14 protein-coding genes and 1 other RNA gene are annotated in these 13,901 nt (G+C 52.1%); 9 read left to right on the top strand and 6 right to left on the bottom strand.

The window, feature by feature from the left end; translation table 11 throughout:
- Positions 1-101 precede the first annotated feature (101 nt).
- From rnpB to garP, 5 genes are all read right to left on the bottom strand, one after another.
- Positions 102-478, bottom strand: an RNA gene (rnpB, locus tag FEK50_RS16110) — RNase P RNA component class A.
- A gap of 32 nt (positions 479-510) precedes the next feature.
- Positions 511-1,656, bottom strand: coding sequence for a glycerate 2-kinase (gene garK / locus FEK50_RS16105; RefSeq protein WP_130204650.1), 1,146 nt, complete (start codon positions 1,654-1,656; stop codon positions 511-513).
- Positions 1,657-1,752: 96 nt separating this feature from the next.
- On the bottom strand, positions 1,753-2,643 hold the full coding sequence (gene garR / locus FEK50_RS16100) for a 2-hydroxy-3-oxopropionate reductase (RefSeq protein WP_130260155.1): 891 nt from the start codon (positions 2,641-2,643) through the stop codon (positions 1,753-1,755).
- Positions 2,644-2,672: 29 nt separating this feature from the next.
- Positions 2,673-3,443: a 2-dehydro-3-deoxyglucarate aldolase gene (garL, locus tag FEK50_RS16095; protein WP_130204646.1), complete on the bottom strand. Its 771-nt coding sequence runs from the start codon at positions 3,441-3,443 to the stop codon at positions 2,673-2,675.
- Positions 3,444-3,458: 15 nt separating this feature from the next.
- Positions 3,459-4,793, bottom strand: coding sequence for a galactarate/glucarate/glycerate transporter GarP (garP, locus tag FEK50_RS16090; protein ID WP_064529564.1), 1,335 nt, complete (start codon positions 4,791-4,793; stop codon positions 3,459-3,461).
- A 374-nt stretch (positions 4,794-5,167) separates the two neighbouring features.
- Between garP and garD the strand changes: the two genes are divergently transcribed.
- The 3 genes from garD to yhaV all read left to right on the top strand — a co-directional run bounded on the left by garD (position 5,168) and on the right by yhaV (position 7,696).
- Complete coding sequence (gene garD, locus FEK50_RS16085; protein WP_130204644.1) at positions 5,168-6,739, top strand: galactarate dehydratase; 1,572 nt, start codon at positions 5,168-5,170, stop codon at positions 6,737-6,739.
- A 157-nt stretch (positions 6,740-6,896) separates the two neighbouring features.
- Positions 6,897-7,232 (top strand): type II toxin-antitoxin system antitoxin PrlF, encoded by a 336-nt coding sequence (gene prlF, locus FEK50_RS16080; protein WP_001296435.1) that lies wholly within the window; start codon positions 6,897-6,899, stop codon positions 7,230-7,232.
- Positions 7,232-7,696, top strand: coding sequence for a type II toxin-antitoxin system ribonuclease toxin YhaV (gene yhaV, locus FEK50_RS16075; protein WP_131160921.1), 465 nt, complete (start codon positions 7,232-7,234; stop codon positions 7,694-7,696). Before prlF ends, yhaV begins: the two co-directional genes overlap by 1 nt.
- 54 nt (positions 7,697-7,750) lie before the next feature.
- On the opposite strand, the gene agaR is transcribed toward yhaV, so the two are convergent.
- Positions 7,751-8,560, bottom strand: coding sequence for an aga operon transcriptional regulator AgaR (agaR, locus tag FEK50_RS16070; protein WP_130259086.1), 810 nt, complete (start codon positions 8,558-8,560; stop codon positions 7,751-7,753).
- A gap of 248 nt (positions 8,561-8,808) precedes the next feature.
- On the opposite strand from agaR, the gene kbaZ reads away from it, so the two are divergent.
- The 6 genes from kbaZ to nagA are packed head-to-tail and all read left to right on the top strand — an operon-like array spanning position 8,809 to position 13,825.
- The gene (kbaZ, locus tag FEK50_RS16065) at positions 8,809-10,089 is read left to right on the top strand and encodes a tagatose-bisphosphate aldolase subunit KbaZ (protein WP_131160920.1); all 1,281 of its coding nucleotides are present in this window, start codon (positions 8,809-8,811) and stop codon (positions 10,087-10,089) included.
- 22 nt (positions 10,090-10,111) lie between these two features.
- Positions 10,112-10,585 carry a PTS N-acetylgalactosamine transporter subunit IIB gene (gene agaV, locus FEK50_RS16060; RefSeq protein WP_001352914.1) on the top strand — a complete coding sequence of 158 codons (474 nt, stop codon included), beginning with the start codon at positions 10,112-10,114 and terminating at the stop codon, positions 10,583-10,585.
- 10 nt (positions 10,586-10,595) lie between these two features.
- Complete coding sequence (agaW, locus tag FEK50_RS16055) at positions 10,596-11,375, top strand: PTS N-acetylgalactosamine transporter subunit IIC (protein WP_000406209.1); 780 nt, start codon at positions 10,596-10,598, stop codon at positions 11,373-11,375.
- Positions 11,365-12,243 carry a PTS N-acetylgalactosamine transporter subunit IID gene (gene agaE / locus FEK50_RS16050; RefSeq protein ID WP_001295548.1) on the top strand — a complete coding sequence of 293 codons (879 nt, stop codon included), beginning with the start codon at positions 11,365-11,367 and terminating at the stop codon, positions 12,241-12,243. Before agaW ends, agaE begins: the two co-directional genes overlap by 11 nt.
- A 17-nt stretch (positions 12,244-12,260) precedes the next feature.
- Positions 12,261-12,695 (top strand): PTS galactosamine/N-acetylgalactosamine transporter subunit IIA, encoded by a 435-nt coding sequence (gene agaF / locus FEK50_RS16045; protein ID WP_000948829.1) that lies wholly within the window; start codon positions 12,261-12,263, stop codon positions 12,693-12,695.
- Positions 12,692-13,825 (top strand): N-acetylglucosamine-6-phosphate deacetylase, encoded by a 1,134-nt coding sequence (nagA, locus tag FEK50_RS16040; protein WP_131160919.1) that lies wholly within the window; start codon positions 12,692-12,694, stop codon positions 13,823-13,825. The genes agaF and nagA overlap by 4 nt, the downstream gene beginning before the upstream one ends.
- The last annotated feature ends 76 nt before the right edge of the window (positions 13,826-13,901 follow it).

Genomic DNA, 13,901 nt, shown 5'->3' with positions numbered 1-13,901 from the left:
CGCCGCTTTCTTTTGGGTATAGCGTCGTGGACAGTCATTCATCTTACTGCCGCGCAAAAGCAAAAACCCGCCAGTTTGCACTGGCGGGTTTTCGTTAAAATAGGTGAAACTGACCGATAAGCCGGGTTCTGTCGTGGACAGTCATTCATCTAGGCCAGCAATCGCTCACTGGCTCAAGCAGCCTACCCGGGTTCAGTACGGGCCGTACCTTATGAACCCCTATTTGGCCTTGCTCCGGGTGGAGTTTACCGTGCCACGGACTGTTACCAGCCGCGCGGTGCGCTCTTACCGCACCCTTTCACCCTTACCTGATCCCACTCGCGTGGGCCATCGGCGGTTTGCTCTCTGTTGCACTGGTCGTGGGTTTCCCCCCCAGGCGTTACCTGGCACCCTGCCCTATGGAGCCCGGACTTTCCTCCCCTCCGCCCGTCTCCCCCGAAGAGGACGACGACGAAGCGGCGACTGTCTGGTCAGCTTCGGCGCGCAGTATAGAGGGTTTACACGCCCTTGTCACCCCGCGTTGCGCATTCCAATCGCCAGTGTTGCAGCAATATTGCGCGAAGCTCGGTAAATATTGTCATAAGCCCCGCTGAAAGCTTCATCCAGCGTAACAATACTGTTTAACACGCTGAATACAGCATCGATACCATGCTGGTGCACAACGCCAACATCCTTCGTAAGACTACCCGCAATACCAATTACCGGTTTATTGTATTTCTTCGCCACATTAGCCACCCCAATCGGTACTTTGCCATGGATGCTCTGGCTATCAATGCGCCCTTCTCCGGTGATAACCAGCGTGCAATCATGAATATGTTCTTCCAGATTGAGCGCCGTCGTCACAATCTCAATGCCGCTCTTTAGCTCTGCGCCAAGAAAAGCCATCAACGCCGCGCCCATTCCGCCCGCCGCACCTGCACCGGGGACGTCTTTCACATCAACATGCAGCGATTTTTTGATGACATCAGCATAGTGAGAGAGATTCTTGTCCAGCTCGACAATCGTGGCTTCATTCGCCCCTTTTTGCGGGCCAAAGATCCGCGAAGCGCCACTGTCGCCCACCAGCGGATTGGTGACATCACAGGCGACGCGAATCGTACAATTCTTTAAACGTGGATCGAGGCCACTGATATCAATGGTATTCAGAGTATTAAGACTGCCGCCGCCAAAGCCGATTTCATTGCCATTGGCATCGCTTAACTTCGCTCCCAGCGCCTGCATCATCCCTGCACCGCCATCGTTGGTGGCGCTACCGCCAATACCGATAATGATGCTTGTTGCACCGCTCTCCAGCGCCTGCAGGATTAACTCCCCTGTGCCGCGTGAAGTGGTTACCAGCGGATCACGCTTTTCCGATGGCACCAGCGCCAGCCCACTGGCCGCAGCCATTTCGATAAACGCGGTTTTGCCGTCGCCGGAGATCCCCCAACTGGCATTCACTTTCTCGCCCAGCGGCCCTGTAACCCAGGCGTGACGTTCAGCCCCTTGGGTGGCAGCAATCATCGCTTCCACCGTTCCTTCGCCACCGTCGGCAACAGGAACAGAAACGTACTGTGCATCAGGAAAAATTTCCCGAAATCCTTTTTCTATCGCCTGCGCAACCTCGCTGGCTGATAAACTTTCTTTATAAGAGTCTGGGGCGATTACGATTTTCATACCTTTGCCTGTTACCACATGACGCCGGGGGGCGTTTCTCTTATTCGGCCTGGATTCCAGGCCCGGATAGCAATAAGCCATCCGGGCACGACGTCATTAGCGAGTAACTTCGACTTTCGCCAGTTTTTCGTAGTAGCACGCAAGGGCGCTATGGTCTGCTGTTCCCAGACCATCGGCACGCAGCGCTTGCATCATCTCCATAACCGCAGCCGTCAGCGGCAGTTGCGCGCCAACGCCGTGGGAGGTATCCAGCGCATTCGCCAGATCCTTAATATGCAGATCAATACGGAAACCTGGCTTGAAGTTACGGTCCATCACCATTGGCGCTTTCGCATCCAGCACGGTACTGCCCGCCAGTCCACCACGAATTGCCTGATAAACCAGATCCGGGTTAACGCCTGCTTTGGTTGCCAGCGTCAACGCTTCTGACATCGCGGCAATATTCAGCGCCACAATGACCTGGTTGGCCAGTTTGGTGACGTTGCCTGCACCGATTTCCCCGGTATGTACCACAGACCCCGCCATCGCTTTCATTAAGTCATAGTATTTGTCGAAAATAGCCTTATCGCCACCCACCATCACTGACAGAGTGCCATCAATCGCTTTCGGCTCACCACCGCTAACCGGAGCATCCAGCATATCAATGCCTTTCGCTTTCAGCGCTTCGCTGATTTCACGGCTTGCCAACGGTGCGATAGAACTCATGTCGATCAATACCGTGCCGGGTTTCGCGCCTTCAATAATGCCATTTTCACCCAGCGCCACTTCTTTCACATGAGGAGAGTTTGGCAGCATGGTAATGATGACGTCGCACTGTTCAGCGATCGCTTTAGCCGTAGAAGCTGTTTCTGCACCTGCAGCTATCACTTCTGCGATAACTTCAGGGTTACGGTCAGAAACCACCAGCGAGTAACCTGCTTTCAGAAGGTTTTTACTCATTGGTTTACCCATAATACCCAGGCCAATAAAACCAACTTTCATAGTCATATCAATCATCTCTCTTGTTGCAGTGGTGGTTATTTTTTAAAGGTATCAGCCAGTTTCTGGGTAGCAGAGCGGAACACGCCAAGATCGCTACCAACAGCCACAAACGTCGCGCCCCATTCCAGATAACGACGCGCATCGGCTTCGACCGGTGCGAGGATACCGCTGGGTTTGCCGTGCGCTCTGGCACGGTTAAAAATATGTTGAATCGCTTTTTGTACATCCGGGTGTGATGCATTGCCGAGATGGCCTAATGCCGCAGCCAGATCGCTGGGACCGACGAAGATGCCGTCTACACCTTCGGTAGCGGCGATGGCATCGACGTTATCTACGCCTTGCTGACTTTCAATCTGGACCAGAATGGTGATGTTCTTATTCGACTGAGCGAAATAATCCGCCACGGTGCCAAACATATTGGCACGGTGAGAAACGGAAACGCCGCGAATACCTTCTGGTGGATAACGAGTAGATGCCACTGCTTGTACCGCTTCCTCTTCTGTTTCGACAAATGGAATCAGGAAGTTATAGAAACCGATATCCAGAAGACGCTTAATAATTACCGGTTCGTTGGTCGGCACCCGCACCACTGGCGCGCTGGGGCTACCTTTCAGGGCCATCAGTTGGGGAATAAATGTGGAGATATCGTTTGGCGCATGTTCGCCATCCAGCACCAGCCAGTCAAAGCCAGCCAAACCAAGAACTTCAGTGCTAATCGGGTTAGAGAGAGCTGACCAGCAACCAATTTGTACCTGTTTCGCAGCCAGTGCGGCTTTGAATTTATTGGGAAAAATATCGTTATTCATCGCTTATACCTTTGCTTATTTCTGCAATTCCATACGTTTAATGTCGCCAACCACGAAGAGGTAGCAGACCATCGCCATCAGCGCCGAACATCCCACGAAGACCAGTGCCGCATTGAAGGAGTGCAGTTCACTTACCAGGTAACCAATCACCAGTGGAGTGACAATGGAGGCAACATTGCCAAAGACGTTAAATACGCCACCGCAGAGGCCAACAATCTCTTTCGGCGCGGTGTCAGAAATCACCGGCCAGCCCAGCGCACCAAATCCTTTGCCAAAGAAGGCCAGCGCCATCAGCATGACCACCAGCGTGGTGTTGTTGGTGTAGTTACATAAGATGATGGTGGAAGCCAGCAACATTCCCAGTACAATCGGTAGCTTACGAGCCAGGGTCAGTGACAAACCGCGTTTGATCAGATAATCCGAGAAGACACCACCGAGCACACCGCCAGCAAAACCACACAGTGCCGGAATCGAGGCGACCAGGCCTACCTTCAGAATCGACATGCCTTTTTCCTGCACCAGATAAATCGGGAACCAGGTAAGGAAGAACCAGGTGATGGTGTTGATAAAATATTGTCCGAAAAATACACCCAGCATCATGCGGCTGGAGAGCAATTGCTTGATGTAATGCAGTTTGGGACCGCTTGCCACCGCACTGCCCGGCTTTTTGTGGTCCATATCAACCACCGCGCCATTTTCAGAGATAAACTTCAACTCTTCCGCGGACATGCGTGGGTGATCTGTCGGGTTATGAATCAACTTGATCCACAGCGCCGTCAGCACAAAACCAATCACTCCCATAACGGTAAAGACGTGCTCCCAGCCCCAGGCAAAAGTCAGCCAGCCAAGCAGCGGTGAGAAGAGCGCCAGCGAGAAATATTGCGCCGAGTTAAAGATGGCGGAGGCAGTACCACGTTCTTTCGTCGGGAACCAGGCCGCGACAATACGGGCGTTCGCCGGGAATGACGGCGCTTCCGAAAACCCCAGCATAAAGCGCATAAAGAACATGGAGATCCCAGCCCAGGCCAGCGGAAACATATCGACAAAGCCTTGCAGGAAGGTGAACAGCGACCAGAAAAAGAGGCTGTAAGTGTAAACTTTCTTCGAGCCAAACTTATCAAGCAGCCAGCCGCCGGGGATTTGCATCAGCAAGTAGGCCCAGCCAAAAGCGGAGAAGATGTAACCCATCGAAACCGCACTTAACTGCAACTCTTTTGCTACTTCGGTACCAGCAATAGACAGCGTTGCACGATCGGCGTAGTTAACGGCGGTAACAATAAAAATAATCAGTAATATTAAATAGCGGGTATGCACGCCTTTCTTTTTTTCGTCAACGGTGTCCAGAATCATTTTATTTACCTCGGGTACTTATGCTGATTTTTATTATTATGGGGAAGATGTTATTTATGAGTTTCATTTATGCCGTAATGACAATGAACTCGGGAATCAGTATAAGCAGCGCGAGAATAATAATCATTGTGCAAATGCTAATTTAATTAATACGATTTAAATATTATTTTGAGCATATGCACATAAGGTTGCGCGCTAAAGCACAGATTTATGCATTGCCTTACCGGGCGGTACTGCAATCCCTGAAATGATTGACATTGATCACATTTCTGCGTTTAAACTCCTGACATTCTTATTTCACCCAATGAAGTCATTTATTTTTAAATGAGACCAGATCCTCATTTTAATAGTCCCTGGCTGGAGAATATTGCACAATGGCCAACATCGAAATCAGACAAGAAACGCCAACTGCGTTTTATATAAAAGTTCACGACACAGATAATGTGGCAATTATTGTTAATGATAATGGCCTGAAAGCAGGAACGCGTTTTCCGGACGGACTGGAATTAATTGAACATATTCCTCAGGGGCATAAAGTCGCATTGCTGGACATTCCAGCTAATGGAGAAATTATTCGTTATGGCGAAGTGATTGGTTACGCCGTGCGCGCAATCCCACGCGGAAGCTGGATCGACGAATCAATGGTAGTACTACCGGAAGCGCCGCCGTTACACACGCTGCCACTGGCAACCAAAGTCCCGGAACCCTTGCCGCCGCTGGAAGGTTATACCTTTGAAGGCTATCGCAATGCTGATGGTAGCGTGGGAACCAAAAACCTGCTCGGCATTACCACCAGCGTCCACTGTGTGGCAGGCGTGGTGGATTACGTAGTAAAAATCATTGAGCGCGATCTGCTGCCAAAATACCCGAACGTCGATGGCGTAGTGGGACTGAATCACCTGTACGGTTGTGGCGTGGCGATTAATGCTCCGGCGGCTGTAGTGCCAATACGTACCATTCACAATATTTCGCTCAATCCAAATTTTGGCGGCGAGGTGATGGTGATTGGCTTGGGATGCGAGAAATTGCAACCAGAGCGCCTGCTGGTCGGCACGGATGATGTGCAGGCTATTCCAGTAGAAAGCGCCAGCATTGTCAGCTTGCAGGATGAAAAGCATGTCGGCTTTCAATCAATGGTCGAGGATATTTTGCAGGTCGCCGAACGCCATCTACAAAAACTGAATCAACGTCAGCGAGAAACCTGTCCTGCTTCGGAACTGGTTGTCGGCATGCAATGCGGCGGCAGCGATGCATTTTCTGGCGTAACGGCAAACCCGGCGGTTGGGTATGCATCTGATTTACTGGTGCGCTGCGGTGCAACGGTGATGTTTTCAGAAGTAACGGAAGTGCGTGACGCGATTCATCTACTGACACCGCGCGCCATTAACGAAGAGGTCGGCAAACGGCTGCTGGAAGAGATGGAGTGGTACGATAACTATCTCAATATGGGGAAAACCGACCGCAGCGCTAACCCTTCGCCGGGCAACAAGAAAGGCGGTCTGGCAAACGTGGTAGAGAAGGCACTCGGCTCCATTGCTAAATCGGGTAAAAGCGCAATTGTTGAAGTGCTGTCGCCTGGTCAACGCCCGACTAAACGCGGATTAATTTACGCCGCGACGCCAGCCAGTGATTTTGTCTGTGGCACGCAACAGGTGGCATCAGGGATTACCGTGCAAGTGTTTACGACCGGTCGCGGCACGCCATATGGCCTGATGGCAGTACCCGTCATTAAAATGGCGACCCGCACCGAACTGGCAAACCGTTGGTTTGATTTAATGGATATCAACGCAGGCACCATCGCTACCGGCGAAGAAACCATTGAAGAGGTGGGCTGGAAGCTGTTCCACTTTATTCTCGACGTCGCCAGCGGGAAGAAGAAAACCTTCTCGGATCAATGGGGATTGCATAACCAGCTGGCGGTGTTTAACCCGGCACCGGTGACTTGATTTCTTTTATTTCTTTTGGAACGTCCCTCGCAAAACATGGCCTTAGTGCCATGTTTTTATTGTTTAAAGTCCCCACACCCATTAATAATGCATTTGCATTACCTTAGTTCAAGCTTATAATTTGAGCAGAAAACAGGCTGTAAAAGGACAGTGAACAATGCCCGCTAATGCTCGCTCTAACGCTGTACTGACCACTGAATCAAAGGTCACGATACGCGGACAAACAACTATCCCCGCGCCAGTGCGTGAGGCCTTAAAACTGAAGCCCGGCCTGGACAGCATTCATTACGAAATCCTGCCTGGTGGGCAAGTATTTATGTGCCGACTGGGAGATGAACAGGAGGATCATACTATGAATGCATTTTTGCGTTTTCTGGATGCAGATATCCAGAACAACCCGCAAAAAACTCGTCCATTCGACATTCAACAAGGAAAGAAACTTGTCGCTGGCATGGACGTCAACATTGATGATGAGATTGGCGACGACGAATAATGGATTTTCCACAAAAGGTTAATGGTTGGGCGCTATATGCTCATCCCTGCTTTCAGGAAACCTACGACGCTTTAGTTGCCGAAGTCGAGACATTAAAGGGGAAAGATCCTGAAAATTATCAGAGAAAAGCCGCCACAAAGTTATTGGCAGTAGTCCATAAAGTGATTGAGGAGCATATCACGGTCAATCCATCATCACCGGCATTCCGTCATGGCCAGTCGTTAGGCTCTGGGAAAAATAAAGACTGGTCACGGGTAAAATTTGGTGCTGGTCGTTATCGTCTCTTCTTTCGTTACAGCGAAAAAGAGAAAGTCATCATTCTGGGATGGATGAACGATGAAAACACTCTGCGCACCTACGGTAAAAAAACAGATGCCTATACCGTATTCAGCAAAATGTTAAGAAGAGGACATCCTCCCACCGACTGGGAAGCCCTCACCAGAGAGACTGAAGAAAGCAATTGATGGCGTTCACAATGCCCGCCGAACACATTCGTGTTGACCAGCGGGCGCCATTTCTCACTCCCCGACCAGAATCACTTCAACCCCTGCCTTTCGCAGCCCTTCCAGGCTATCTGCAGGAATGCCTTTATCGACAATGATCATGTCGATCCGCTGGGTATCGATGATCTTATGTAGGCTGGAGCGGTTGAACTTACTGGAATCGGTGACTACGATGATCCGTTCCGCAACTTCGCACATCCGACGGTTTAAACGAGCTTCATCTTCATTATGCGTGCTGACGCCACGCTCCAGATCAATAGCATCTACGCCAAGAAACAGCATATCGAAGTGGTAATTTTGCAGCGATTGTTCAGCCTGATCGCCGTAAAAAGATTGCGACTGACGGCGCAAATGCCCGCCGGTCATCAGCAGTTCAACGCCTTCCGCTTCCAGCAAAGCATTGGCCACGTTCATACCGTTGGTCATCGCAATTACGTCAGTGTGCTTGCGCATCAGACGAGCAATCTCAAAAGTGGTGGTCCCGGAATCGAGGATCACCCGATGACCTGGCTGAATCAACTCAACGGCAGCTTTCGCAACGCTGCGTTTCATCGCCGTGTTGAGCGCACTTTTATCTTCCACTGATGGCTCGACTGACGGCGTCGTGCTATCGCAGATCAACGCGCCCCCATAGGCCCGCACAGCGATCCCCTGCTTTTCCAGAAACGCCAGATCGTTACGGATCGTCACAGTAGATACACCATACAATGCCGATAGATCATTAACTTGCACACTTCCTTGCTGGCGCAGGCGTTGAATGATCTGCTCTCGTCGCTCACTGGTGCCAGTCACTCGCTTCTCGCCTGAAGCGTCGGTATTACTCATAGTAAGTCCTTTCGTAAAACTTTCGTTTCATTTCGTTTTGCCTATTAACGCCTTTCTATTAAGCAATTGCAAGCCCACCTTGCCCATTGACGCAAGCTACGCTCGTTTCAGTTGCTTTCATTATGTTTCTTTTGTGAATCAGATCAGAAAACCATTATCTTTCGTTTTATTTTTATCTCACCATGTCGCAGTATCAATTGAAACAAAACGAAAGATCAAAGTTGCAGTAATCTGAACTGGAGAGGAAAGTGAAACATCTGACAGAAATGGTGAGACAGCATAAAGAGGGCAAAACAAATGGGATTTATGCCGTTTGTTCCGCACATCCGCTGGTGCTGGAAGCTGCAATCCGCTACGCCTGTGCAAACCAAACGCCGCTACTGATTGAAGCGACGTCCAATCAGGTGGACCAGTTCGGCGGTTATACCGGAATGACGCCCGCCGATTTTCGCGGCTTTGTTTGCCAGCTTGCTGACTCGCTGAATTTCCCACAGGACGCGTTGATTCTGGGTGGCGACCATCTGGGGCCAAACCGCTGGCAAAACCTGCCTGCCGCTCAGGCGATGGCCAATGCCGATGATTTGATTAAAAGCTACGTCGCGGCAGGATTCAAAAAAATTCACCTTGATTGCAGCATGTCCTGTCAGGACGATCCGGTTCCCTTAACCGATGGCATCGTTGCCGAACGCGCCGCTCGTCTGGCGAAAGTGGCGGAAGAAACCTGCCGTGAACATTTTGGCGAGGCCGATCTGGTGTATGTCATTGGCACCGAAGTTCCGGTGCCTGGCGGCGCACATGAAACCTTAAGCGAACTGGCTGTCACCACGCCGGATGCCGCCCGCGCCACGCTGGAAGCCCATCGTCACGCTTTTGAAAAGCAAGGTCTGAATGCCATCTGGCCGCGCATCATCGCGCTGGTAGTTCAGCCTGGCGTCGAATTCGATCACACCAACGTTATTGATTATCAGCCCGCCAAAGCGGCTGCCTTAAGCCAGATGATCGAAAACTACGAAACGCTGATTTTCGAAGCTCACTCTACGGATTATCAAACGCCGCAATCGTTACGTCAGTTGGTTATTGACCATTTTGCCATTCTGAAAGTTGGCCCGGCGCTGACCTTCGCCCTGCGTGAAGCTCTGTTCTCTCTGGCGGCGCTTGAAGAAGAACTGCTGCCAGCGAAAGCCTGTTCCGGTCTACGTCAGGTACTGGAAAACGTGATGCTCGACCGCCCGGAATACTGGCAAAGCCACTACCACGGTGACGGCAACGCGCGTCGTCTGGCGCGTGGTTATAGCTACTCGGATCGCGTGCGCTACTACTGGCCGGACAGCCAGATTGATGACGCTTTCGCCCATCTGGTTCGTAATCTGGCGGATTCACCGATTCCGCTACCGCTGATCAGCCAGTATCTGCCGCTGCAATACTTGAAAGTTCGCTCCGGCGAGCTGCAACCGACGCCACGGGCGTTAATTATCAACCACATTCAGGACATCCTGGCGCAGTACCACACAGCCTGTGAAGGCCAATAACCAAAACAAAGAGGAAGACGCTATGCCAAATATTGTTTTAAGCCGGATTGATGAACGCTTGATTCACGGTCAGGTCGGCGTTCAGTGGGTCGGATTTGCGGGGGCAAATCTGGTGCTGGTAGCCAACGATGAGGTTGCCGAAGATCCGGTACAACAAAACCTGATGGAAATGGTACTGGCAGAAGGGATAGCCGTACGTTTCTGGACGCTGCAAAAAGTTATCGACAACATTCATCGCGCCGCCGATCGACAGAAAATCCTGCTGGTTTGTAAAACACCTGCCGATTTCCTGACGCTGGTGAAAGGTGGCGTCCCGGTTAGCCGCATTAACGTTGGCAATATGCACTACGCCAATGGCAAGCAGCAAATCGCCAAAACGGTTTCTGTGGATGCGGGCGATATCGCAGCATTTAACGACCTGAAAGCCGCTGGGGTGGAATGCTTCGTTCAGGGCGTCCCGACAGAGCCTGCTGTGGACCTCTTTAAATTACTTTGAGGGATTCATCATGGAAATCAGTCTGTTGCAGGCATTTGCGTTGGGCATTATCGCCTTTATCGCTGGTCTGGATATGTTTAACGGCTTAACCCATATGCACCGCCCGGTGGTCCTCGGCCCGTTGGTCGGGCTGGTACTTGGCGATCTGCATACCGGTATTTTAACCGGCGGTACGCTGGAACTGGTGTGGATGGGGCTGGCCCCTCTGGCGGGCGCACAGCCGCCTAACGTGATTATCGGTACTATCGTCGGCACGGCGTTTGCCATTACTACTGGCGTGAAACCCGATGTCGCGGTCGGTGTCGCCGTACCTTTCGCGGTTGCGGTACAGATGGGGATTACCTTCCTGTTCTCGGTGATGTCTGGCGTAATGTCCCGCTGTGACCGGATGGCAGAGAACGCCGATACACGCGGCATTGAGCGTGTGAACTATCTGGCGCTGCTGGCGCTCGGCATCTTCTATTTTCTCTGCGCTTTCCTGCCTATCTACTTCGGCGCGGAACATGCAAAAACCATCATTGATGTCCTGCCGCAACGATTAATCGACGGCCTCGGCGTCGCGGGCGGCATCATGCCAGCAATCGGTTTTGCCGTGCTGCTGAAAATCATGATGAAAAACGTCTACATCCCCTACTTCATCCTGGGCTTTGTTGCCGCTGCCTGGCTCAAGTTACCGGTGCTGGCTATTGCTGCCGCTGCGCTGGCGATGGCGCTGATCGACCTGCTGCGTAAATCTCCTGAACCGACTCAACCTGCGGCACAGAAAGAGGAATTTGAAGATGGCATCTAATCAAACTACCCTGCCGAACGTCAGCGAAAATGAAGAAACATTGCTGACTGGCGTCAATGAAAACGTGTATGAAGACCAGAGCATTGGCGCGGAGCTGACGAAAAAAGATATCAACCGCGTCGCCTGGCGTTCCATGCTGTTACAGGCTTCTTTTAACTACGAACGTATGCAGGCTTCCGGTTGGCTGTACGGTCTGCTGCCAGCACTGAAAAAGATCCACACCAATAAACGCGACCTGGCGCGCGCGATGAAAGGCCATATGGGTTTCTTCAATACCCATCCGTTTCTGGTGACGTTTGTTATCGGCATTATCCTTGCGATGGAGCGTTCTAAGCAGGACGTTAACAGTATTCAGAGCACCAAAATTGCCGTCGGTGCGCCACTTGGCGGGATTGGCGATGCGATGTTCTGGCTAACGCTACTGCCAATTTGTGGCGGGATTGGTGCCAGTCTGGCGTTGCAAGGTTCCATCCTCGGCGCTGTGGTATTTATTGTGCTGTTCAACGTGGTACATCTGGGACTGCGTTTTGGTCTGGCGCATTATGCTTACCGTATGGGCGTGGCGGCGATTCCGCTGATTAAAGCGAATACCAAAAAAGTAGGTCATGCTGCGTCAATCGTTGGGATGACGGTAATCGGCGCGCTGGTGGCAACCTATGTTCGTTTAAGCACCACGCTGGAAATCACAGCGGGCGACGCAGTGGTTAAGTTACAGGCTGATGTTATCGACAAACTGATGCCTGCCTTCTTACCGCTGGTCTACACCCTGACCATGTTCTGGCTGGTACGCCGCGGCTGGAGTCCGCTGCGCCTGATTGCAGTTACCGTGGTTCTCGGCATCGTCGGTAAATTCTGCCATTTCCTTTAAATACAATGAGGTATTAGATGTTAAGTATTATTTTGACAGGGCATGGCGGATTTGCCAGCGGCATGGAAAAAGCAATGAAGCAAATCCTCGGCGAGCAATCGCAGTTTATCGCCATCGATTTTCCTGAAACCTCAAGCACCGCGCTGCTTACATCGCAGCTTGAAGAGGCCATCGCCCAACTGGATTGTGAAGACGGCATTGTTTTTCTGACGGATTTGCTGGGCGGCACGCCGTTTCGCGTAGCTTCAACGCTGGCGATGCAAAAACCGGGCTGTGAAGTGATCACCGGCACCAATTTACAACTGCTACTGGAGATGGTGCTGGAGCGCGAAGGGTTAAGTAGTGAAGAGTTCCGTGTGCAGGCGCTGGAGTGCGGACACCGTGGGCTGACCAGTCTGGTGGACGAACTTGGTCGCTGCCATGAAGAATGTCCGGTCGAGGAAGGAATATGACACAAGTTCTGCGCGCCAGAAGGCTGCTGACTGAAGAGGGCTGGCTTGATGATCATCAGCTGCGCATTGCTGACGGTGTGATCGCGGCAATCGAACCGATTCCACCAGGCGTGACTGAACGCAATGCGGAACTGCTCTGCCCCGCTTACATCGACACCCATGTGCACGGCGGTGCGGGCGTTGATGTGATGGATGACGCACCGGATGCGCTCGACAAGCTGGCAATGCACAAAGCGCGCGAAGGTGTCGGCAGTTGGTTGCCGACTACCGTAACCGCGCCGCTTAATGCCATTCATGCGACGCTGGCGCGTATTGCTCAACGTTGCCAACGCGGCGGACCTGGCGCACAGGTGCTGGGGAGTTATCTCGAAGGACCGTACTTCACGCCGCAGAATAAAGGCGCGCATCCGCCGGAGCTGTTCCGCGAGCTTGAAATTGCCGAGCTGGATCAATTGATTGCCGTTTCTCAGCACACCTTACGCGTGGTGGCGCTGGCACCGGAAAAAGCGGGCGCGTTACAAGCCATTCGTCATCTTAAACAGCAAAACGTACGGGTGATGCTGGGACATAGCGCAGCAACCTGGCAACAAACCTGCGCTGCGTTTGATGCTGGCGCAGACGGCCTGGTACATTGCTATAACGGGATGACGGGTTTACATCACCGCGAACCGGGAATGGTTGGCGCGGGATTAACAGACAAGCGCGCCTGGCTGGAACTAATAGCCGATGGGCATCATGTACATCCGGCGGCGATGTCGCTGTGTTGTTGCTGTGCGAAAGAGAGAATCGTGCTGATCACCGACGCGATGCAGGCAGCCGGGATGCCGGATGGTCGCTATACGTTATGTGGTGAAGAAGTGCAGATGCACGGTGGCGTTGTCCGTACCGCGTCCGGTGGGCTGGCGGGCAGTACGCTGTCTGTCGATGCGGCAGTGCGCAATATGGTCGAGTTGACGGGCGTAACGCCTGCGGAAGCCATCCATATGGCGTCGCTGCATCCGGCGCGAATGCTGGGTGTTGATGGTGTTCTGGGATCGCTTAAACCGGGCAAACGCGCCAGCGTCGTTGCGCTGGATAGCGGGCTGCATGTGCAACAAATCTGGATTCAGGGTCAATTAGCTTCGTTTTAATTGTTTGCTCCGTTATTGGGCCTTCACTTCCCCCGTAAGGCCTTTCTTTTTCTTTCGTTTTAATCTGTGTAGCGGT

This window comes from Escherichia sp. E2586 (genome assembly GCF_005781105.1).
Lineage (GTDB): Bacteria > Pseudomonadota > Gammaproteobacteria > Enterobacterales > Enterobacteriaceae > Escherichia.
The sequence above is the reverse complement of the archived record's forward strand: the minus strand, read 5'-3'. Positions and strand labels throughout refer to the sequence as shown.

What these genes read in the sequence shown, in the direction of transcription:
- garK (WP_130204650.1), bottom strand. Translation starts at nt 1,656, where the DNA reads ATGAAAATCGTAATCGCCCCAGACTCTTATAAAGAAAGTTTATCAGCC.
- garR (WP_130260155.1), bottom strand. Translation starts at nt 2,643, where the DNA reads ATGACTATGAAAGTTGGTTTTATTGGCCTGGGTATTATGGGTAAACCA.
- garL (WP_130204646.1), bottom strand. Translation starts at nt 3,443, where the DNA reads ATGAATAACGATATTTTTCCCAATAAATTCAAAGCCGCACTGGCTGCG.
- garP (WP_064529564.1), bottom strand. Translation starts at nt 4,793, where the DNA reads ATGATTCTGGACACCGTTGACGAAAAAAAGAAAGGCGTGCATACCCGC.
- garD (WP_130204644.1), top strand. Translation starts at nt 5,168, where the DNA reads ATGGCCAACATCGAAATCAGACAAGAAACGCCAACTGCGTTTTATATA.
- prlF (WP_001296435.1), top strand. Translation starts at nt 6,897, where the DNA reads ATGCCCGCTAATGCTCGCTCTAACGCTGTACTGACCACTGAATCAAAG.
- yhaV (WP_131160921.1), top strand. Translation starts at nt 7,232, where the DNA reads ATGGATTTTCCACAAAAGGTTAATGGTTGGGCGCTATATGCTCATCCC.
- agaR (WP_130259086.1), bottom strand. Translation starts at nt 8,560, where the DNA reads ATGAGTAATACCGACGCTTCAGGCGAGAAGCGAGTGACTGGCACCAGT.
- agaV (WP_001352914.1), top strand. Translation starts at nt 10,112, where the DNA reads ATGCCAAATATTGTTTTAAGCCGGATTGATGAACGCTTGATTCACGGT.
- agaW (WP_000406209.1), top strand. Translation starts at nt 10,596, where the DNA reads ATGGAAATCAGTCTGTTGCAGGCATTTGCGTTGGGCATTATCGCCTTT.
- agaE (WP_001295548.1), top strand. Translation starts at nt 11,365, where the DNA reads ATGGCATCTAATCAAACTACCCTGCCGAACGTCAGCGAAAATGAAGAA.
- agaF (WP_000948829.1), top strand. Translation starts at nt 12,261, where the DNA reads ATGTTAAGTATTATTTTGACAGGGCATGGCGGATTTGCCAGCGGCATG.
- nagA (WP_131160919.1), top strand. Translation starts at nt 12,692, where the DNA reads ATGACACAAGTTCTGCGCGCCAGAAGGCTGCTGACTGAAGAGGGCTGG.